At 62.2% G+C, this 20437-nt stretch carries 16 protein-coding genes; 12 read left to right on the top strand and 4 right to left on the bottom strand.

From position 1 onward, the window contains the following. Positions 1-47 precede the first annotated feature (47 nt). The 6 genes from xerD (at position 48) to HBO05_RS28380 (ending at position 9862) form a co-directional block, all read left to right on the top strand. Entirely contained in the window at positions 48-944 is an 897-nt protein-coding gene (xerD, locus tag HBO05_RS28405; protein ID WP_169955682.1) for a site-specific tyrosine recombinase XerD, read from the top strand. A 141-nt stretch (positions 945-1085) separates the two neighbouring features. Beyond that, positions 1086-1817: a bifunctional protein-disulfide isomerase/oxidoreductase DsbC gene (gene dsbC / locus HBO05_RS28400; protein WP_170058310.1), complete on the top strand. Its 732-nt coding sequence runs from the start codon at positions 1086-1088 to the stop codon at positions 1815-1817. Between the two features lie 127 nt (positions 1818-1944). Then, the gene (locus HBO05_RS28395) at positions 1945-3249 is read left to right on the top strand and encodes a homoserine dehydrogenase (protein ID WP_029296281.1); all 1305 of its coding nucleotides are present in this window, start codon (positions 1945-1947) and stop codon (positions 3247-3249) included. Positions 3250-3315: 66 nt separating this feature from the next. After that, positions 3316-4725: a threonine synthase gene (thrC, locus tag HBO05_RS28390; protein ID WP_029296283.1), complete on the top strand. Its 1410-nt coding sequence runs from the start codon at positions 3316-3318 to the stop codon at positions 4723-4725. 292 nt (positions 4726-5017) lie between these two features. Next, positions 5018-8560, top strand: a complete 3543-nt coding sequence (locus HBO05_RS28385; RefSeq protein WP_172314945.1) for a transporter substrate-binding domain-containing protein — start codon at positions 5018-5020, stop codon at positions 8558-8560. Between the two features lie 72 nt (positions 8561-8632). Continuing rightward, positions 8633-9862, top strand: coding sequence for an EAL domain-containing response regulator (locus tag HBO05_RS28380; protein ID WP_172314939.1), 1230 nt, complete (start codon positions 8633-8635; stop codon positions 9860-9862). Between the two features lie 27 nt (positions 9863-9889). Here HBO05_RS28380 and HBO05_RS28375 read toward each other — a convergent pair whose 3' ends face one another. Beyond that, a complete protein-coding gene (locus tag HBO05_RS28375; RefSeq protein WP_169955686.1) occupies positions 9890-10552 on the bottom strand; it encodes a response regulator transcription factor in 663 nt (220 codons plus the stop codon). A gap of 193 nt (positions 10553-10745) precedes the next feature. Here HBO05_RS28375 and HBO05_RS28370 point away from each other — a divergent pair, with 193 nt between their 5' ends. Then, positions 10746-11030: a DUF3509 domain-containing protein gene (locus HBO05_RS28370; RefSeq protein WP_169955687.1), complete on the top strand. Its 285-nt coding sequence runs from the start codon at positions 10746-10748 to the stop codon at positions 11028-11030. Positions 11031-11200: 170 nt separating this feature from the next. Here HBO05_RS28370 and HBO05_RS28365 read toward each other — a convergent pair whose 3' ends face one another. Next, positions 11201-12085 (bottom strand): TIGR02285 family protein, encoded by an 885-nt coding sequence (locus HBO05_RS28365; protein ID WP_172314937.1) that lies wholly within the window; start codon positions 12083-12085, stop codon positions 11201-11203. Positions 12086-12110: 25 nt separating this feature from the next. Then, positions 12111-13310 (bottom strand): CaiB/BaiF CoA-transferase family protein, encoded by a 1200-nt coding sequence (locus tag HBO05_RS28360; RefSeq protein ID WP_172314935.1) that lies wholly within the window; start codon positions 13308-13310, stop codon positions 12111-12113. Positions 13311-13457: 147 nt separating this feature from the next. Between HBO05_RS28360 and HBO05_RS28355 the strand changes: the two genes are divergently transcribed. From HBO05_RS28355 to HBO05_RS28335, 5 genes are all read left to right on the top strand, one after another. After that, a complete protein-coding gene (locus HBO05_RS28355; RefSeq protein ID WP_057438005.1) occupies positions 13458-14000 on the top strand; it encodes a YaeQ family protein in 543 nt (180 codons plus the stop codon). A gap of 248 nt (positions 14001-14248) precedes the next feature. After that, positions 14249-15958 (top strand): single-stranded-DNA-specific exonuclease RecJ, encoded by a 1710-nt coding sequence (gene recJ / locus HBO05_RS28350; RefSeq protein WP_172314933.1) that lies wholly within the window; start codon positions 14249-14251, stop codon positions 15956-15958. A gap of 170 nt (positions 15959-16128) precedes the next feature. Next, complete coding sequence (locus tag HBO05_RS28345) at positions 16129-17235, top strand: NADH:flavin oxidoreductase/NADH oxidase (RefSeq protein ID WP_170042949.1); 1107 nt, start codon at positions 16129-16131, stop codon at positions 17233-17235. 105 nt (positions 17236-17340) lie between these two features. After that, complete coding sequence (locus HBO05_RS28340) at positions 17341-17874, top strand: GNAT family N-acetyltransferase (protein ID WP_172314931.1); 534 nt, start codon at positions 17341-17343, stop codon at positions 17872-17874. 246 nt (positions 17875-18120) lie between these two features. Further along, positions 18121-18306 carry a hypothetical protein gene (locus HBO05_RS28335; protein WP_170058315.1) on the top strand — a complete coding sequence of 62 codons (186 nt, stop codon included), beginning with the start codon at positions 18121-18123 and terminating at the stop codon, positions 18304-18306. Positions 18307-18351: 45 nt separating this feature from the next. Here HBO05_RS28335 and HBO05_RS28330 read toward each other — a convergent pair whose 3' ends face one another. Next, entirely contained in the window at positions 18352-19977 is a 1626-nt protein-coding gene (locus HBO05_RS28330) for a glucan biosynthesis protein D (protein ID WP_169955694.1), read from the bottom strand. Positions 19978-20437 lie beyond the last annotated feature (460 nt).

The raw sequence follows: 20437 nt of genomic DNA, 5'->3' as shown, positions 1-20437 counted from the left end.
CGCGGCTGCGATAGGATCTACCCATTCTTTTCTCCGTTCGAGCGCCCATGCCCGCCATTGACCACCCCCTGATCGACCGCTTCCTCGACGCCCTCTGGCTGGAAAAAGGCCTGTCGGACAACACTCGCCAGTCCTACCGCAGCGACCTGGCCCTGTTCAATGGCTGGTTGCTGGAGAAAAACCTCGAACTGAGCCATGCCGGGCGCGAGTTGATTCTCGATCACCTGGCCTGGCGTCTTGAGCAAAACTACAAGCCGCGCTCCACTGCACGATTCCTCTCGGGAGTGCGTGGGTTTTATCGCTATTTGCTGCGGGAAAAGCTGATTGCTGTCGATCCGACCCTGCAAGTCGATATGCCGCAGCTCGGCAGGCCGTTGCCCAAGTCCTTGTCAGAAGCCGACGTCGAGGCCCTGCTGGCCGCGCCCGACCTGAGCGAAGCCATCGGCCAGCGTGACCGCGCCATGCTGGAAGTCTTATATGCCTGCGGCCTGCGCGTCACCGAGCTGATCAGCCTGACCCTGGAGCAGGTCAACCTGCGCCAGGGCGTGTTGCGGGTGATGGGCAAGGGCAGCAAGGAGCGCCTGGTACCCATGGGTGAAGAGGCGATCGTGTGGGTCGAGCGCTACATGCGCGATGCCCGCAGCGAGTTGCTCGGCGGGCGCCCCAGTGACGTGCTGTTTCCCAGCCTGCGCGGCGAACAGATGACCCGCCAGACCTTCTGGCATCGCATCAAGCACCAGGCCAAGGTGGCCGGGATCGGCAAGTCGCTGTCCCCCCATACCCTGCGCCATGCATTTGCCACCCATCTGCTCAACCATGGCGCGGATTTGCGCGTGGTGCAGATGTTGCTGGGCCACAGCGACCTGTCGACCACGCAGATTTATACCCACGTGGCGCGCGCAAGGTTGCAGGACCTGCATGCCAAACATCACCCGAGGGGCTGACAGGCCCCAATTTGGCCGTCGGCGTCTGCCCTGGCGCCCAATTGTGGTAGGCTTTGCCGGTTTGCAAAGGGGACGGTCCCGAGCCGTGTTTCCAGATCGGCGTCCTGGCCTTCGTCCCTGCATCTGCCTTCAGGAGTTCCCATGCGCTTGACCCAGATTTTTGCCGCCGCAGCCATTGCGTTGGTCTCAACCTTTGCCGTTGCCGATGACGCCGCCGAGAAGACAATCCGTAAGAGTCTGGAAAGCCTCCAACTCGAAACTCCGGTCGAAAGCATCAGCGCCAGCCCCATGGCCGGCCTGTATGAAGTCAAGCTCAAGGGCAGCCGCGTGCTGTATGCCAGCGCCGACGGCCAGTACATCGTCCAGGGCTACCTGTTCCAATTGAAAGACGGCAAGCCGGTCAACCTCACCGAGAAGGCCGAGCGCCTGGGCGTGTCCAAGTTGATCAACGCCATCCCGGTTGCCGAAACCGTGGTGTACCCGGCCATTGGCGAGACCAAGACCCACATCACCGTGTTCACCGACACCACCTGCCCGTACTGCCACAAGCTGCACGCCGAAGTGCCTGAGCTGAACAAGATGGGCGTCGAAGTGCGCTACGTCGCGTTCCCGCGCCAGGGCCTGGGTTCGCCGGGTGACAAGCAGTTGCAGGCGGTGTGGTGCTCGGCTGACAAAAAAGGCGCCATGGACAAGATGGTCGACGGCAAGGACATCAAGGCTGCTGCCTGTGCCAACCCGGTCTCCAAGCAGTTCAACCTGGGCCAGTCGATTGGCGTGAACGGTACGCCGGCCATCGTCTTGGCTGACGGCCAGGTCATTCCGGGCTACCAGCCGGCCCCACAAATCGCCAAACTGGCGCTGGGTGCCAAATAAACAGTATCGTCGAGCCTTTGACGGTCAGACCCGCCGACCCGTCGGCGGGTCATTAATAGCGAGCCGCAGTTGTGCGGCTGTTTTTCACGGCCGACCTTGAGTCGGCCGTTTCATGGGGAGTTCTTCAGTGAAACCGGTCAAAGTAGGCATCTGTGGGTTAGGGACCGTCGGTGGCGGCACCTTGAACGTACTTCAGCGTAATGCTGAGGAAATTTCCCGCCGTGCAGGGCGTGGGATTGAAGTGGCACAAATTGCCATGCGTACGCCAAAGCCTCAGTACCAAACGACCGGTATTGCGATTACCAACGATGTCTTCGACGTGGCCACAAACCCTGAAATCGATATCGTCATCGAACTGGTCGGCGGCTACACCGTCGCCCGTGAGTTGGTGCTCAAGGCCATCGAAAACGGCAAGCACGTGGTTACCGCCAACAAGGCGCTGATTGCCGTGCATGGCAACGAAATCTTCGCCAAGGCCCGCGAGAAGGGCGTGATCGTGGCGTTCGAAGCCGCAGTCGCTGGCGGTATCCCGGTGATCAAGGCGATCCGCGAAGGCCTGTCGGCCAACCGTATCAACTGGGTGGCCGGCATCATCAATGGCACCGGTAACTTCATCCTTACCGAAATGCGCGAGAAGGGCCGTACCTTCGAAGACGTGCTGGCCGAGGCCCAGGCCCTGGGTTACGCCGAAGCCGACCCGACGTTTGACGTGGAAGGCATCGACGCAGCGCACAAGCTGACCATCCTGGCGTCCATCGCCTTTGGGATCCCGCTGCAGTTCGACAAGGCCTACACCGAAGGCATCACCAAGCTGACCACCGCCGACGTGAACTACGCCGAAGCCCTGGGCTACCGCATCAAGCACCTGGGCGTGGCGCGCAGCACCGCTGCCGGTATCGAATTGCGCGTGCACCCGACCCTGATCCCGGCCGACCGCCTGATCGCCAACGTCAATGGCGTGATGAACGCGGTGATGGTCAATGGTGATGCGGCCGGTTCGACCCTGTTCTACGGCGCTGGCGCCGGCATGGAACCCACCGCTTCGTCGGTGATCGCCGACCTGGTGGACGTGGTCCGCGCCATGACCAGCGACCCGGAAAACCGCGTGCCGCACCTGGCGTTCCAGCCGGATTCGCTGTCGGCCCACCCGATCCTGCCGATCGAAGCCTGCGAAAGCTCCTACTACCTGCGGATCCAGGCCAAGGATCATCCAGGCGTGTTGGCCCAGGTGGCCAGCATCCTCTCGGAGCGTGGCATCAATATTGAGTCGATCATGCAGAAGGAAGTCGAAGAACACGACGGCCTGGTGCCCATGATCCTACTGACCCACCGGGTGCTGGAACAGCACATGAACGATGCCATCGCCGCCCTGGAAGCCTTGCAAGGCGTGGTCGGGCCGGTGGTACGGATCCGTGTCGAACACCTGAACTAACGATAGGTTGCAGAGGCCCCGCAGGTTCGGCGGCCTCTGTTCAAGAATGTTGTAGAGGAGCCAGTCATGCGTTACATCAGCACCCGCGGCCAGGCACCGGCCCTGAATTTCGAAGACGTCCTGCTCGCAGGCCTCGCCACTGACGGCGGCCTGTACGTGCCGGAAAACCTGCCACGCTTCACCCAGGAAGAAATCGCCTCCTGGGCCGGCCTGCCATACCACGAGTTGGCGTTCCGGGTCATGCGCCCGTTCGTCACCGGCAGCATCCCCGATGCTGACTTCAAGAAGATCCTCGAAGAAACCTACGGCGTGTTTTCCCACAACGCCATCGCCCCGCTGCGCCAGTTGAACGGCAACGAATGGGTGCTGGAGCTGTTCCACGGCCCGACCCTGGCGTTCAAGGATTTTGCCCTGCAATTGCTCGGCCGCCTGCTGGACTACGTGCTGGAGAAACGCGGCGAGCGCGTGGTGATCATCGGTGCCACCTCCGGTGATACCGGCTCGGCGGCCATCGAAGGCTGCAAGCACTGCGAAAACGTCGACATCTTCATCCTGCACCCGCACAACCGTGTATCGGACGTGCAGCGCCGGCAGATGACCACCATCTTTGGCGAGAACATCCACAACATCGCGGTCGAAGGCAACTTCGACGACTGCCAGGAAATGGTCAAGGCCAGCTTTGCTGACCAGAGCTTCCTTAAAGGCACGCGCCTGGTTGCGGTGAACTCGATCAACTGGGCGCGGATCATGGCCCAGATCGTCTACTACTTCCACGCCTCGCTGCAGTTGGGCGGGCCGGCGCGTTCGGTGTCGTTCTCGGTGCCGACCGGCAACTTCGGCGATATCTTCGCCGGCTACCTGGCGCGCAACATGGGCCTGCCGATCAACCAGTTGATCGTCGCCACCAACCGCAACGACATCCTGCACCGCTTCATGAGCGGCAACCAGTACGTCAAGGAAACCCTGCACGCGACCTTGTCGCCGTCGATGGACATCATGGTCTCGTCGAACTTCGAACGCCTGCTGTTCGACATGCACGGTCGTAACGGCGCGGCCCTGGCCGGCCTGATGGACAGCTTCAAGCAGGGTGGCGGTTTCAGCGTCGATCAGGAGCGTTGGACCGAAACCCGCAAGCTGTTCGACTCCCTGGCCGTGGACGATGCCCAAACCTGCGAGACCATCGCTGAAGTCTATGCCCAGACCGGCGAGCTGCTGGACCCGCACACCGCCATTGGCGTCAAGGCCGCACGCGAATGCCGGCGCAGCCTGGATATCCCGATGGTGATCCTCGGCACGGCCCACCCGGTGAAATTCCCTGAGGCGGTGCAGAAGGCCGGTGTCGGCAAGGCCTTGGAGCTGCCGCCGCACCTGGCTGACCTGTTTGAGCGGGAAGAGCGTTGCACGGTATTGCCTAATGATCTGAAGGCTATTCAGGCGTTCGTCAGCCAGCATGGCAATCGTGGTAAGCCGCTCTGAGTCTTGGCTGACTCAATGTTGTTTGCTTAAAAAAAACGGCGTTTACCCCGTGATGGGAAACGTCGTTTTTATTTGGGGTACATCGCTCACCGAAGCACCAATGTGGGAGCGGGCTTGCTCGCGATAGCCGTGTGCCAGGCGCAGTATGTGCTGGCTGACCCACCGCAATCGCGAGCAAGCCCGCTCCCACAGGGGGTGTCGCTTGGTGTAAGGCTATGCTGTGTGCGCAATAACCAACAAGGAAACCCCCACGGTGCGGTTCACGACCCGATGGCGCCAGTGCCTCCTGAGCATGCTCTTGCTCGGTCATCTGCCTGCAAGCCTGGCCGCCGTCAGCCTGCCGTTCAACCTGGTGCCGGCGTTTATCACCCTGGCGCCCATGCCCCTGGCACCCGCCGAGCAGCAGTGGCTGGCGCAGCATCCCAGCTTGAAAGTGGGGATCTCCATCGATGATTACCAACCCATCGATATCACCCGTGATCACAATCGCTACCAGGGCATCAGCGCCGACTACCTGAGCCTAGTGGGCGCGCGGCTTGGCGTGCCGATGCAAGTGATGGGTTTTGCCGAGCGGGCCCAGGCCGTGGAAGCGTTGCGCAGCGGGGCTATCGATATCCTCACCAGTGCCAACGGCTACGAGCGGGATGTGCCTGGCCTGGCCTTTACCCCGGACTATATGCCGGACCGTTCAGTGGTGGTGGTGCGCACTGACGAGGCCATGCAAGACGACCTCAAGGGCAAGAAAGTTGTGTTGCTTGATGGTTACGCCAACGTCAAGAACGTGCATGCGGCGTACCCGCAAAGCCATATCATGCTCGCGCCCAACCTCTACAGCGGCCTGGAGGCCTTGGCCCAGGGCGATGTGGATGCGTTTATCGGCAATGAAGTGATCGTGCGCGCCTACAAGTCCCTGCGGCCTTACCTGGGTATGCAGATCAAGGAGCAGAGCCGCCTGGCGCCGATTGGCTTTGCCTTCGCCACGCGCCAGGCCGACCCCTTGTTGGGCCGCATGCTGGACCGCGCGCTGCACAGCATCGATGACTCGGTCCGCCGCGAAATCCTCGCCCGCTGGACCACCGGCCTGGGGGTGGACGTTGACGGTGAGCGCATCCCCCTGACCGCCGCCGAGCAGGCCTGGATGCTGCGCCATCCCCAGGTGCTGGTGGCGGCCCAGCAATATTCGCCGTATGTATTCAAGGACAAGGACGGCCGCTGGGTCGGGCTGAACGTGGATCTGCTTAATCGCCTGTCGCGCATGACCGGTTTGCAGTTCGTCCTCGAGGAAGTGTTTTCCACCGCACAAACCCTTGAGCTCTTGGAAAACCACGCGGCGGACATGAGTACCACCCTGGTGGAAAACACCGAGCGCCGGCGCTTTCTGGATTTCAGCCATGGGTTTGGCGGCGCCGGCTGGGTGTTCGTCGAGCGGGCCGATGCACCGCCGGTGATCAACCTGCGCCAGCTCTCGGGCAGGGTCTTGGCGCTGCCCGCGCGGCATGTGTTGGAGGCTTATATCCGCCGCGAATACCCGACGATCCGCCTGCGCCTGGTGCCCAACTACACCGAGGCCCGCGCCCTGGTGGCCCGGGGAGACGCCGCCGCGACCATCCAGAGTGAAGTGGAAGTGCAGAGCTACCCGGCCGATGAATTGCGTGCCGGTCGCAGCGTCGATGGCAAGTGGTCCAGTGACAGCCTGGCGGTGCGCAAGGACCACCCCGAGCTGCTGAGTATTTTGAACAAGGCCCTGGAAGCCTTGCCGGTGGCCGAGTTGAGTGCCCTGCGCCTGCGCTGGATGGGCGCGGTGGCGGTGCCGGTGCCGGCTTGGCAGCGTGTGCCATCGTGGGCCTACTGGACGGTCGCCACGGCGCTGCTGTTTGTGCTGGTGTCGCTGGTCTGGAACAGCCGGCTCAAGCGCCAGATCCGCCAGCGCGTCGAGGCCGAGCGGCGGCTCAATGACCAGTTGGCCTTCAAGCGGGCCTTGCTCGACGGTATCCCCAACCCGGTATTTGTGCGCGACCTCGCTGGCCGCCTGGTCACCTGCAACAAAAGCTATGAACAACAGTTGGCCACCCGGCTTGACCAGATTCGCGGCCTGACCCTGCCGCAGAGCGCAGTGCTGCCCGCCGCCACGGCCTTGCGCCTGCATACCGGGCACATGGAGCAACTGGCCACGCAGCAGTCGCTGTTTATCGACCGCCAGCTGGAGTTCAATGGCGGCATCGCCCATGTCTATCAATGGACCGTGCCGTTTTATGATGCCCAGGGCCAGTTGCAGGGGCTGCTCGGCGGTTGGGTCGACATCAACGAGCGCAAGGTCCTGGAAACCCAGTTGATGGATGCGCGGCGCGCCGCCGATGAAGCGAACTTCGCCAAGAGTGCCTTTGTGTCGAACCTCAGCCATGAGATCCGCACGCCGATGACGGCGATTATCGGCCTGCTGGAACTGGAGCAGGAACGCGCCCTGGCCTCGGGCGCACCCGTCTCCGAGGCGCTGCAGGTGGCCCATCGTTCGGCGCGGGAGTTGATTGCCTTGATGGGCGATAGCCTGGACCTGGCGAAGATCGAAGCCGGCCACCTGCAACTGGCGCCACAGACCACCGACCTGAAAGGGTTCTTCGAGGGCATCCAGCGGCTGTTTGAAGCCACGGCGCAGAAAAAGGGCCTACACCTGACCCTGGCTTTCGATCCCCAGGCGCAAGGCTTTTACTGGTTCGACCCGCTGCGCCTGCGCCAGGTCATGCATAACCTTTTGGGCAATGCGCTCAAGTTCACGCAGCACGGAGAAGTGCGCGTGCGTGTCGCCTGCCAGTTGGATGGCGAGGGGCATGAATACTTGCACCTGTGCGTCGAGGACACGGGCCCCGGTATCGGCGTCGACCAGCAGGCGCGGGTGTTCAAGCCGTTTATCCAGGGCAGCCCGCTGACGGCAGCCGAACATGGCGGTACCGGCTTGGGCTTGAGCATCTGCCAGCAACTGGTGGACTTGATGGGCGGGCAAATCACCCTGCACAGCGTCCTGGGCGAAGGCACCACCGTGTGTATCGACCTGCGCCTGGACCGGGTCGGCAGTGACGACCTGCCCGCGCCGGTGGCCGCAGCGTCTTTGCTGCCGGCAGATCGGGCATTGTCGGTGTTGATTGTCGACGACCTGTCGGCCAACCGCCTGGTGCTGGCCCAGCAGTTGCAGTTCCTCGGGCACCAGGTGGTGGCCGTGCACAGTGCCGAGGCGGCGTTGCAGCGCTGGCGCAGCGAGGCGTTCGATGTGCTGGTGACCGATTGTCATATGCCGGGCATGTCCGGTTTTGCCCTGGCCGAGGCCATTCGCCAGATAGAGGCCCAGGAGCAGCGCCCGCGCTGTGCGTTGGTCGGTTGCACCGCCGATGCCCAGGAAGACGAGGGCCAGCGCGGCCAGCGGGCGGGCATGGATGCGCTGCTGGTCAAGCCGGTGACCCTGGAGCAGTGGAACCAGGTGCTGGCCCGGGTCACGGCGGTGCCTGCCTTCGACCTGCAGGCCCTGCGCAAGATGACCCAGGCCGACGGTCCGATCCTGCAAAGCATGTTGCAGGAGTTGGCCAATAACCTTGAGCACGAGCACCACCTGTTGGGCCACGCCATGGCCGAACACGACTTGGCGCAGTTGCGGGCCAGCCTGCACCGCCTCAAGGGTATTTGTTGCCTGGTGGATGCGCTGCCATTGGCCAAGGCCTGTATTGCCCTGGAAAGCAGTGCGCGCGAGTACCGTGAGGATGAGTTGGCGCAGCGCTGGCAAAATGTTTGCGTGGCCATACGGGTGTTGCAGGAGCAAATCCGGCCATATCTGAACAGGCAAGAATAGGACGCGTCCTATGGGGTCTTGTCGCAGTTTTGGCTAATGTGCAGCATCTTGCACGCAGCCCCAGAGTTTTCCATGCGCTCACTCAAAGTCCTGATTCTCGAAGATCACCCGTTCCAGCTGATGGCCCTGCACCAGATGCTCAACGCCAACGGCGTGTTCAACGTGCTGACGGCCGAAAGCGTCGAGGTCGCCCGCCAGTCGCTGGCGAGCAAGGGGCCGGTGGATATCGCCATCTGCGATCTGTACCTGGAGCATGGCGACTCACTGGGGCTGATTCGTGAAATGGCCGAGCAGAGCCAGGCCCAGGTGCTGGTCCTGTTGAGCGATGCCGATCCCGATGTGCTCGACGGCGTGGCGAGCATGGCGCGCCAGGCGGGGCTCAACGTATTGGGGTGCATGCCCAAACCGGCTTCTGCCACGGCCATCGGGCAAATGCTCGATGCCTGCCGGCAACGCTTGCGGCCTAGCCCGCACGCATTGTCCTGGGAGCGCGTGCACCAGATGCTGGGGGTTAGTGAATTCGCGACCGAGAAACTCTGCGCCGAGGTCGGCGAGGCGGCCATCGAGCGTTACGCCAGTGTCTGCTACCAGCCCATTGTCAACCAGGCCGGCGATCTGCAAGGCGTGGAGGCATTGGCCCGCTGGCAAGACCCGGAGCATGGCCAGTTGATGCCCAGCGAGTTTCTGCCGCTGCTGGAGTTGGCGGGGCTAGAACAGGCCTTTACCTGGTACGTGCTGGATCAGGTGTTGCGTCTTTGCGCCCAGGTGACCCGGGACACAGGTCGGGAACTGCCGGTATCGGTCAACATTCCCGGGCGGCTGCTGGAGCAGGAGCATTTCGCGCTTACGCTGCAAGGCCTGCTGCAACGCTTTGCCGTACCCGCGCGCAACCTGACCCTGGAGCTGGTGGAAACCTCGCGCCTGAAGACCGACAGCGCCCATGTCACCGGTTTGCTGCGCCTGCGGATGATCGGCTGCAAGTTGTCGATTGGTGATTTCGGCATCGGCGGAACCAGCTTGCAGCGTTTGCTGGAGTTGCCGTTCACCGAGCTGAAGATTCCCCCGGTATTTGCCAGTGGGATGGCGGGTGACGAGCGCAAATGCGCGGTGGTTGCCGGGGCCATGAGCATGGCCCAGCACCTGGGCGTCGGCGTGGTCGTGACCGGAATCGAAACCCCCGGCGACCGCGACGCCGTGCGCGCGCTGGGGCCGGCCTGGCTGCAGGGTTGCCTGATTGCCCATCCGATGAGTGCCCAGATGCTGCAACACTGGCTCGCCCAGTCCGCCGCGATAGCCCTGTAGGCGTTGGCTTGCCGGTGCCTACACAATCTAGGCCAGCCCATGTTCCTGCACGTAGATAAACAGCGCAGCATCACTGATCAGCCCCAGTTTGCGCATGGCACTGACCTTCTGTGTGCTGACCGTCTGCTTGCTGCGATTGAGGTGCGCGGCAATCTCGCCCACCGTCTTACCCCCCGCCAGTAGGCGGATCACTTCCAGTTCCCGGGGGGATAGCTGGTCCTGCGAATGCAGGCGATCAGCCCCCACGGCGCCGGCCAGGGCCAGCGCCTGCTCAATGGTACGCGCCACATAGGGCCGCTGCTGGCGCACCTGGTCGATAGCTTCGGGCAACTCGTCGGCCAGGCTGGCCTTGCTCAACAGGCCCATGACCCCCAGTTCCAGGATCGAGTGAAACAGCCCCGCATTGTTGAGCATGGTCACCACCACTATGGGCAGGTCGGGGTAATGCCGGCGCAGGTGTTCGATCAGGCGCAGGCCGTCGGCCTGGGGTTCGGCGGGCATCATGAAGTCGGTGACCAGTACATCGCAGGGGCGGTCTTGCAGCAGGGCGGCCAGGGCCTGGGGCGAGTTGGCCTCACCGACGATGCGCACCTGGGCGTCGCGCTCCAGCACTGCGCGCAAACCGATCAGGAAAATCGGATGATCGTCGGCTATGACAATGCGCAGGGGCAGTTCAGACGCGTCTCTCACGGTGGACTCCGGCAATAATCAGGGGATTCTAGCCTGTCGGCGGCTGTTTTCTCTCTGTCATATTTGCCATGCATGCTCGATAAGCTCAGCTCAAGGGCGAACTTTGTGCTTTTGGCGTAGGTCACTTACCTGTAGGAGCGAGCGTGCTCCTACAGTGGTTATTTATTTTTCTCATGATTGAGTGGTGATCGAGATGGAAAGTATCAGCCTATTGCTCGGCGAAGCGCTGAGCCCTTATCAGGTCACGCTGACTGCCTCGGGTGTACACGGCGAATGCCTGGTGACGGTGAAGAGCCCGACGGGCGCGATCATGGTCGAACGCGAAGTGGATCGCGCACAACTGACCGACAAGCGAGCCCTGGTGGACGTGGTGGACTGCCTCCATCGCGACCTGAAAATCGCCGAAGGGCGCCTGGAACCTTCGGTGATCGCGGCCTTGCGCAACGCCGCCCAGGCGCGCGCTCCCGCCCAGGCATGAAGAAATTTTTATCTTTGGAACCTTCCTACAGGAAGGCGAGTCAGACCTTGTAACAGCAGGATCAAGCATTGTGCTCCGGTGCTTGTAGCTTGTTGTACTGGTCTTTGTAGGCCACGTTTAACCCCGAGTTGTCTCCCCACTGCTCGGGGTTTCTTTTTGCCAAAAATTTATCAGGGCGGCGGTGTTTCGCTGAAAAACTTCGGGTTGTCCTTGAGGTATTGCTCGCGCATCAGCGGGTCCAGCCTGTTGGCGTAGGACTCAAGTAGCGCCGCCTGGGGAATATTCTGCAATTCGCGGTTGATATGGCTGATGGCCTGGCGCCCCTGCGGGGTGTTCGAGCAGCCGATATGGATCCGTTGATAGCGCGTCGTGCCCTTGATCGGATAGAACATCAGGTCTTGTGGATCAATATCCTGTTGCGCTGCCTGATAGCGGATTTCCGTCCAGTAGCCCAACACGGCTTCCAGCCGCCCCAGGCGTTGCATCTGCAGCAAACTGCCCAGGGCATCGTTGCCGTAGTGTGGGGCCAGTTCGAGTGGGTCGGCGTGGATCAACTGTTCGTCAATCCCGGGGCCGTAGCTACGCTCGGCGACGATCCCAAGACGTGTCTGTCGCGCATCGAGAAACCTCGCCAGGTCGAACTGGCCGTCAACCACATAGCTTGCCAGGGCGTCCTGTCGGTTACGGCGAATCGCGATGCCATTGCTCAACACGGCAAACGCCGGTGTGGAAAAGACAATGTTCCTGGCTCGCGCGGGTGTCCATACCAGCGATGGATCGCAGGTGAAGGAGGGCGCATTGAGCATTTGCATGCCACGGGCGCGGTTAACGTGCAGGATCTGGTGGCGATACTGCGGCAGGCGCTCGATCAACAACGGTAGCAGTTTATCGACGCTGCCCTGGCCCTTTTGCGGACCATCGAAAATGGTCATCGGCGGCAGGTCGCGCACCAGCCAGGTCAAGGTGTCCTGTGCCTGGCCCGATAGCGGCCACATCCCAAGCAGCGGGGCGATGAGCCACAGGCGCCGCAGCGCCCTGATGAAACGGCCGGCCATTATCTTGCGCATGCTCCGAGCGGCATCAGATCGCGCCATCCTTGCGCAAGCGGGCCACGGCGCTGCTGTCGTAGCCCAGAGTTTGCAGGATCACGGCATTGTGCTCGCCCAACTGCGGCCCGACCCACTCGCAACTGCCTGGGGTGTCGGAAAGCTTGGGTACGATGCCGGGCATCTTGAAATCCTTGCCGTCGGGCAACTGGGCCTTGAGGAACATTTCCCGGGCCAGGAATTGCGGGTCGCCCAGCATATCTTCGGCGCTGTAGATCCGGCTGGCGGGCACTTGGGCCAGGTTCAACTGCTCCACCACCTGTTCCAGTGGCAAGCTGTTGACCCAGCGGTCGATCACGCCGTACAGCTCGTCGCGCCGGGTATCGCGGCCATCGTTGCTGGCCAGTTGCGGGTCATTGGCCAGGTCCTCCCGGCCAATGGTCAGCATGAAGCGCTTGAAGATTGCATCGCCATTGGCGCCAATCTGCACATGCTTGCCATCGGCGGTGGTATGGATCGACGACGGGGTGATGCCCGGCATGATGTTGCCGGTACGCTCGCGAATAAACCCGAACACATCGAACTCGGGGATCATGCTTTCCATCATCGCGAAGATCGCTTCATACAGCGCCACATCCACTACCTGGCCGAGGCCACCGTTGACCTCGCGATGGCGCAAGGCCATCAGCGCGCCGGTCACCGCCCACAGCGCCGCGATGGAGTCGCCGATAGAGATCCCCGTGCGCACCGGCGGGCGGTCCTCGAAACCGGTGATGTAGCGCAGGCCCCCCATGGATTCACCGACCGCGCCGAAGCCCGGTTGATCCTTCATCGGCCCGGTCTGGCCAAAGCCCGAGAGCCGGACCATCACCAGCTTGGGGTTGAGGGCGTGCAGGGTGTCCCAGTCCAGGCCAAGTTTTTCCAGGACGCCAGGGCGAAAATTCTCGATCAGGATGTCGGCGTCTGCCAGCAATTGCTTGAGGATCGCCAGGCCATCGGGGTGCTTGAGGTTCAGGGTCAGGGACTGTTTATTGCGCGCCTGGACAAACCACCACAGCGATGTGCCTTCATACAGCTTGCGCCATTTGCGCAGCGGGTCGCCGCCGTCGGGGGATTCGACCTTGATCACCTGGGCGCCGAACTCGGCGCAGATGCGCGAGGCGAACGGGCCGGCAATCAGGGTGCCCAGTTCGATGACTTTCAGGCCGGCAAGCGGTTTGGCGGTAAACGACATGAGGATCCTTACTAGCGCAGGAAGGTTTGTATTGCCTTTTAACATAGGCGAGCGGTGCAGGGATAAGGATGATGCAGCGCAGGATTCGTTGAATGAGCCCGCCATCGGTTAGACTGGCCGCCTTTCCCTGTCTCTAGAAGTCCGTTCATGGCCCAGCCGTCCACGACCTACAAGTTTGAACTCAACCTGACCGACCTCGATCGTTCGGTGTACGAGAGCGTCAAGCAAACCATCGCCCGTCACCCCTCGGAAACCGAAGAACGCATGACCGTGCGTTTGCTGGCCTACGCCCTTTGGTACAACGAGCAGTTGTCGTTTGGTCGCGGACTGTCAGATGTGGACGAACCAGCCCTGTGGGAAAAAAGCCTGGATGATCGGGTTTTGCACTGGATCGAAGTCGGCCAGCCCGATGCCGACCGCCTGACCTGGTGCTCACGCCGCACCGAACGGACCAGCCTGCTGGCCTACGGCAGCCTGCGGGTGTGGGAAGGCAAAGTGGTGCCGGTGGCCAACAACCTGAAAAACGTGCATATCGCCGCGGTGCCCCAGGAAATCCTGGAAACCCTGGCCAAGGACATGCCACGGGTGATCAAGTGGGATGTGATGATCAGCGAAGGCACGATCTTCGTCACCGACGACCGCGGCCAGCACGAAGTGCAGCTGCAGTGGCTGGTTGGCGAACGCGGCTGACCCTGTAGGAGCGGGTTTGCCCAGTTAAGCGAATGCAATCTTCAAAGCAGCGAAGATCAAATGTGGGAGCGGGCTTGTCGGATCGCCGCATCGCCGCGAAGACGTCGGCCCAGCAAGCATTGATGTTGACTGACCCACTGCTTTCGCGAGCAAGCCCGCTCCCACACAAGCCCGCTCCCACATTTGATGTTCGTCGTTCCTGGTAGTGTTTTTTAACCGTTGTATTGCACAGAAGCCCCCATCACCCCATGCGCATCGATCCCCGCCCATTGCCCGCCGTCCTGCCGTTCCTCGGTGAATTGCCTCCGTTGCTGACCCGTCTCTACGCCGCCCGTGGCGTGACTTCACAGGATGAGCTGGATAAAAGCCTGGCGCGGCTGATTCCCTATCAGCAGCTCAAAGGGATCGATGCCGCCGTGGACTTGCTGGTGACGGCCCTGGAGCAGCGCCAGCGCATCCTGATCGTCGGTGACTTCGACGCCGATGGCGCCACCGCCAGCACCGTGGGCACCCTGGGCCTGCGCTTGCTCGGGGCGGCGCATGTGGATTACCTGGTGCCCAACCGCTTCGAATACGGCTACGGCCTGACCCCGGAAATCGTCGCTGTGGCCTTGCAGCGCGAGCCACAGTTGCTGATCACCGTGGACAACGGCATCTCCAGTGTCGAAGGCGTGGCGGCGGCGAAGGCGGCAGGGCTCAAGGTGCTGGTCACCGACCACCACTTGCCCGGTGATGAACTGCCGGCGGCCGATGCCATCGTCAACCCGAACCAGCCCGGTTGCGGGTTCCCCAGCAAGGCCCTGGCGGGCGTCGGGGTGATCTTCTATGTGCTGATGGCCTTGCGTGCGCGCCTGCGCAGCCTGGGCTGGTACGACAAGCAGCCGCAGCCCAATATCGGCGAGTTGCTCGACCTGGTAGCCCTGGGCAGCGTGGCCGACGTGGTGCCGCTGGATGCCAACAACCGCATCCTGGTCTACCAGGGCCTGGAGCGGATTCGCGCCGGGCGTGCGCGGCCAGGCATCAAGGCGATCCTGGAAGTGGCCAAGCGCGACCACACGCGCATCACCTCCACCGACCTGGGCTTTATCCTCGGCCCACGGCTCAATGCGGCCGGGCGCCTGGATGACATGAGCCTGGGCATCGAATGCCTGCTCACCAGCGACTTCGCCCAGGCCCGGGAAATGGCCGCGCAACTGGATGGCATGAACCAGGACCGTAAGGCCATCGAGCAGGGCATGCAGCGCGAAGCCCTGGCCCAGCTCAAGGACTTGCCGCTGGACTCGATGCCGTTTGGCCTGTGCCTGTTCGACCCGGAGTGGCACCAGGGTGTGATCGGGATCCTCGCGTCGCGTATGAAAGAGCGCTATTTCCGCCCCACCATCGCCTTTGCCGACGCCGGTGATGGCCTGCTCAAGGGCTCCGGGCGCTCGGTGCCGGGCTTTCATATCCGTGATGCCCTGGCGGTGGTGGCCAGCCAGCACCCGAACCTGATCGCCAAATACGGCGGCCACGCCATGGCGGCGGGCCTGACCTTGCCTGAAGCCAACTTCCCGTTGTTCGCCGACGCCTTCGACGCCGAAGTGCGCCGACAACTGCGTGAAGAAGACCTCACCGGGCGCCTGCTGTCCGATGGCACCTTGGCGGTGGAAGAGTTCCACCTGGAGCTGGCCCGCGCCCTGCGCAACGCCGGGCCCTGGGGCCAGCATTTTCCCGAGCCGCTGTTTCACGGGGTGTTTCAACTGGTGGAGCAACGGGTGGTGGGCGAGCGTCACCTCAAGGTGGTGCTCAAGAGTGAGTGTGGCGCGGTAAAGCTCGATGGCATTGCCTTTGGCATCGACCGCGAAGTGTGGCCGAACCCGACCATTCGCTGGGTGGAGCTGGCCTACAAGCTGGACGTCAATGAATTCCGTGGCCAGGAAACCGTGCAGCTGATGATTGCCCACATCGAACCACGCTGAACCCTGTGCAATCCCCGGTTGTCGACTAGTCTCTAAGCACTGTGTGATTGGTCTTGTGACCTTGTCTGTTTTTTAGCCCGAAGGGGACGGGCCTTTCATCTTTTCGTCACCCGCACCGGTCAGACAGAACCCTGGAGCCAATGCCCACCGGATACGAGAAGAGGTGCCCCATGAGTCTGTTGCTTGAACCCTATACCCTGCGCCAGTTGACCCTGCTCAACCGCATTGCCGTGTCGCCGATGTGCCAGTACTCCGCCGTCGATGGCCTGGCCAATGACTGGCACCTGGTGCACTTGGGCAGCCGTGCCGTTGGCGGTGCCGGGCTGATTTTCAGCGAAGCCACCGCCGTCACTGCCGATGGCCGCATCACCGCCCAGGACCTAGGCCTGTGGAACGATGCCCAGATTGAGCCGCTGCAGCGTATCACCCGCTTTATCCGCGCCCAGGGCGCGGTGGCGGGGATCCAACTGGCCCACGCCGGGCGCAAGGCCAGTACCCATCGGCCATGGATCGGCAAGCACGGCAGCGTCAAGCCCGCAGACGGTGGCTGGGTGCCGGTAGGTCCATCGCCCATCGCCTTCGACCCGCAGCACACCGCGCCCCGGCAGTTGGACGAAGGGCAAATCCAGCAAGTGATCGCCGACTTCGTGGCCGCCGCCAAGCGTGCCCTGGCCGCCGGCTTCCAAGTGGTGGAAATCCATGCCGCCCATGGTTATCTGCTGCATCAATTTCTCTCGCCCTTGAGCAATCAGCGCCAGGATCAATACGGCGGATCCTTTGAAAACCGTATCCGCCTGGTGTTGCAAGTCACCCAGGCAGTGCGCGATGTGTGGCCGCAAGAGCTGCCGCTGTTTGTACGCGTCTCGGCCACCGACTGGGTGGAGGACGGCTGGAACCCCGACGAAACCGTGGAACTGGCACGCCGCCTCAAAGACCTGGGTGTGGACCTGATCGACGTGTCCTCCGGTGGCACCGCCGCCAATGCCGAAATCCCCATCGGGCCGGGTTATCAAACGCGCTTTGCCGAGCGTGTGCGCAAGGAGTCCGGCATGGCCACGGGCACGGTTGGCATGATTACCGAGCCGGCCCAGGCCGAGCATATTCTGCGCACCTGCCAGGCCGACATCATCTTCCTTGCCCGCGAACTGCTGCGTGACCCGTACTGGCCATTGCACGCCGATGACGACCTGGGCGGGCGTAAGGCGATCTGGCCGGCGCAATACCAGCGGGCTACCCACCGCGACCAGCCGATCCATGAGTCTGACTTGCGCGACTGATTTTTTACATTCGTCACCCAGACCCACCGCTGATCACGGTGGGTTTTTTCTTGCCTGTCGCCGGGGGAGTAGCGATCCTGAGCGTCCTGGACGCTGGAGGCCAAGATGCTGGTGGAACGTGATTTGAATGAAAGCGACATTCCCCTGCTGGCGTTGATTGACCGTACTGAGCAGATTGATGAGTGCTATCGCCTGGAACACGGCGAGTTGGTGCTCTATGCCGCTCACCACGACATGCGCGGCTGGCCCGAAGGCGAAGCCGAGCAGGATGCCCTGGAACTGCATGCCTGCTGGCTGCGCGGGGGGTGGTTGCATGGGGTGTTTGCTGGCCCGACGCTGCTGGCGGCAGCGGTGGTGGATAACCGGGTGATCCATAACCAGGGCCTGCGTATGCATCAGCTCAAGTTCCTGCATGTCAGCCACAGTGGCCGAGGGCATGGGCTGGGCGGGCGGCTGCTGGCGCTGGCCTGCGCGCACGGGGTAACGCTGGGTGCGCAGGCGCTGTATATCTCGGCCACCGAGTCGCGCAACACCGTGGATTTTTATCTGCATCACGGCTGTCGTTTGCTCAAGCAGCCCGACAGCGAGCTGTACCACCGGGAACCCAATGACATCCACTTGTATCGCCCGCTGCCCTGACCTGTCCGGCATCAGGCGCGTACACGGCGGTCGGTGCGTGAGGATTTTCTGAAGGTCTTTTGCCTCAAGGCAATTATTTAAGTGAATACTCTAAAAAAATCTCACACGCGCCAGGATAGTTTCTACGCTTGAAGTAAGGCGGCTTCTGGCCCAGGAAGTCAGTCTGTTTGCTCGCTGAGGCATTGCACTTCGCGGGCAGGGTTATGGGCATCAGGAGTTGTTGTTTACTACACGGAGAAACATTCCATGACCAAGTGCATTGGTGTAGCAGGGGTTCTGACGCTTTTTTTCAGGCGCAAGCTGTCATTGCATGGCCGCCGGCTGAGCTCGGACGAGACGCAACTGCTGGAGCAGTACCGGGCCTTGACGGAAAACGATCAGGTTGCGATGCGTTATCTGATTGGCGCGATGAAGAGTATTTCGCGCTTTTGAACCGGCAGGGGCGTTCCCACGCCATGAGCGTGGGAACGCCTGGCATCAGCTGTACTTGCGCTTGTCCGGTGCGGGTGGGAAGTACTGGTACAACCAGGTTTCACTCAAGGTACGGTCATTGGTGCGAATGAACAGGCGCATCTCCACCGGCTCCACGCTGTCGCTGGTCGGGTACCAGTCGAAGAGGATGCGGTAGCCCTTGATGTCATCCAGCACCAGCACGCTGAAGTCTTTTACTTCGCCATGGGAGCAGGTGACCACCGGCTCGATCCCGGTGCCAGCGGGCAGGCGATCGAGGCCGCCGCCCTTGAAGTCCACGGCAAAACGACGAGCCCAGACCGGTGGGTAATGCTCACCCGGTGCCCAGCCTTCGGTGAAGCCGCCCATGCCGGAACGGGTCGCGTTGACTTGCGCCAGCGGCGTGCTGACCGGGGGCAGGGCGCTCCAATAGAGCTTGTAGCCAAAGTTCAGGGAGTCGCCGGCGGCCACCGGTTTTTTCGGGGTCCAGAAGGCGACGATGTTGTCCATGGTCTCGCCGGTGGTAGGAATCTCCAACAGGTCGACAGAGCCTTCGCCCCACGCGGTGGTCGGTTCCACCCACAGGCTTGGGCGCTTGCTGTACCAGTCGACGGTGTCCTGGTAACTGGCGAACTCATGGTCGGTCTGCACCAGGCCGAAACCTTTCGGGTCTTTATCGGCGAAGGCATTGAATTGCAGGGTGGCCGGGTTGTTCAGCGGGCGGCAGATCCACTCGCCGTTGCCGCGCCACATCGCCAGGCGATCGGAGTCGTGGATCTGCGGGTGGATGGTGTCGCACATGCGCCGCTCATGGGTGCCGCAACTGAACATGCTGGTCATCGGCGCGATGCCCATCTGCTGGATCGCGGTGCGTGCGTTGATATGGGCGTCGATGGCCATCACCACCTGGGTGGCCTGGCAGTCGATATCGAAGCGATAGGCACCGGTGGCGCTCGGCGAGTCGAGCAGGGCGTAGACCACGAAACGGGTGCTGTCCTTGTCCGGCGTCTCGAACCAGAACTGGGTGAAATCGGGGAATTCTTCGCGTTTGTCGGCGTAGGTGTCGATGGCCAGGCCGCGTGCCGAAAGGCCGTACTGGCCTGTGTTATCCACCGCGCGGAAATAGCTGGCGCCGAGGAAAGACACCACGTCGTGGCGGTCCAGTTCCGGGGCCTTGAACAGCTTGAAGCCGGAAAAACCCAGGTCGCCCTTGAGCTGCTTGGTATCGACGGTGGTTTTTTCATAGTTGAACAGCGACGGACGGAAATGCACCTCCCGCGCCTGGCGGGTCTTGGGGTCGACACTGTGCATGCGCACCGGGGTCTTGAAACCCATGCCGACGTGGAAAAACTGCACGTCCAACTGGCCTTTGAGATCTTTCCACAGCGAATGATTGCCGTCGTAGCCAATGGCATTGAAATTCTGCGGGGTCATGGTCGCCAGGGTCGGCGGCAGCACCTGGCGGGTGTCCTGATACTGTTTGCCGGCCAGTTGCTTGGCTTGCAGCTTGAGCCAGTCGAAGTCGAACGCCTTGGCGTCGCCATCGGCTGCACGATTCCCGGCCCAGGCCTGGGCGGCCAGCAGGCCACTGGCCGACAGCCCGGTGTAGGCCGCGATGGCCATAGACGCTTTGAGCAAATTCCTGCGGTGCATAAATACAACCTGTGGTGAGCAATCCCGTGCCGTTCCTGGCGCGTGCTGGATCAGAAATAACGGTTCGGACATGCCTTCGGCCAAACGCAACGGACATTAAACAGATGCCAGATAGCTTAAGGGGTTCGGTAGGGAAGGAAAATTGATTGATAGCGGGATGATGGCGTTGCATATGAAACAAGACGTGTCAGCAGGGGAGGTTGCTGGGGATGGCTTTAGGTCGGTGTGTATATCCATTGCTGCGGTCACGGCCGCTATTGGTTCCGCTCTTACAGCGGGTCACTTTCGAAAAGCGCGAAAGTAACCAAAGCGCTTTTGCCCCACCACTCGGTGCCTCGCCTAGGCTCGGCATGCCCGCAGTCAGGCATTGCTCCGTGGGCCCGCCGCGATCGGCCATCCCTGGCCGTGTCGCGGCTACCCCGGCATCCATGCCGGGGTGCCCACTGCGCAATACCTGCCT

Source organism: Pseudomonas sp. WS 5079, assembly GCF_012985465.1.
In the GTDB taxonomy this organism is placed as follows: domain Bacteria; phylum Pseudomonadota; class Gammaproteobacteria; order Pseudomonadales; family Pseudomonadaceae; genus Aquipseudomonas.
This window is presented reverse-complemented; position numbering and strand designations above follow the sequence as displayed.

Excerpts from the sequence above, each read along its gene's own strand:
- xerD (WP_169955682.1), top strand. The coding sequence starts at position 48 with ATGCCCGCCATTGACCACCCCCTGATCGACCGCTTCCTCGACGCCCTC.
- dsbC (WP_170058310.1), top strand. The coding sequence starts at position 1,086 with ATGCGCTTGACCCAGATTTTTGCCGCCGCAGCCATTGCGTTGGTCTCA.
- HBO05_RS28360 (WP_172314935.1), bottom strand. The coding sequence starts at position 13,310 with ATGTCGTTTACCGCCAAACCGCTTGCCGGCCTGAAAGTCATCGAACTG.
- HBO05_RS28330 (WP_169955694.1), bottom strand. The coding sequence starts at position 19,977 with ATGCACCGCAGGAATTTGCTCAAAGCGTCTATGGCCATCGCGGCCTAC.
- HBO05_RS28380 (WP_172314939.1), top strand. The coding sequence starts at position 8,633 with ATGCGCTCACTCAAAGTCCTGATTCTCGAAGATCACCCGTTCCAGCTG.
- thrC (WP_029296283.1), top strand. The coding sequence starts at position 3,316 with ATGCGTTACATCAGCACCCGCGGCCAGGCACCGGCCCTGAATTTCGAA.
- HBO05_RS28385 (WP_172314945.1), top strand. The coding sequence starts at position 5,018 with ATGCTCTTGCTCGGTCATCTGCCTGCAAGCCTGGCCGCCGTCAGCCTG.
- HBO05_RS28370 (WP_169955687.1), top strand. The coding sequence starts at position 10,746 with ATGGAAAGTATCAGCCTATTGCTCGGCGAAGCGCTGAGCCCTTATCAG.
- HBO05_RS28340 (WP_172314931.1), top strand. The coding sequence starts at position 17,341 with ATGCTGGTGGAACGTGATTTGAATGAAAGCGACATTCCCCTGCTGGCG.
- recJ (WP_172314933.1), top strand. The coding sequence starts at position 14,249 with ATGCGCATCGATCCCCGCCCATTGCCCGCCGTCCTGCCGTTCCTCGGT.
- HBO05_RS28335 (WP_170058315.1), top strand. The coding sequence starts at position 18,121 with ATGACCAAGTGCATTGGTGTAGCAGGGGTTCTGACGCTTTTTTTCAGG.
- HBO05_RS28345 (WP_170042949.1), top strand. The coding sequence starts at position 16,129 with ATGAGTCTGTTGCTTGAACCCTATACCCTGCGCCAGTTGACCCTGCTC.
- HBO05_RS28355 (WP_057438005.1), top strand. The coding sequence starts at position 13,458 with ATGGCCCAGCCGTCCACGACCTACAAGTTTGAACTCAACCTGACCGAC.
- HBO05_RS28365 (WP_172314937.1), bottom strand. The coding sequence starts at position 12,085 with ATGGCCGGCCGTTTCATCAGGGCGCTGCGGCGCCTGTGGCTCATCGCC.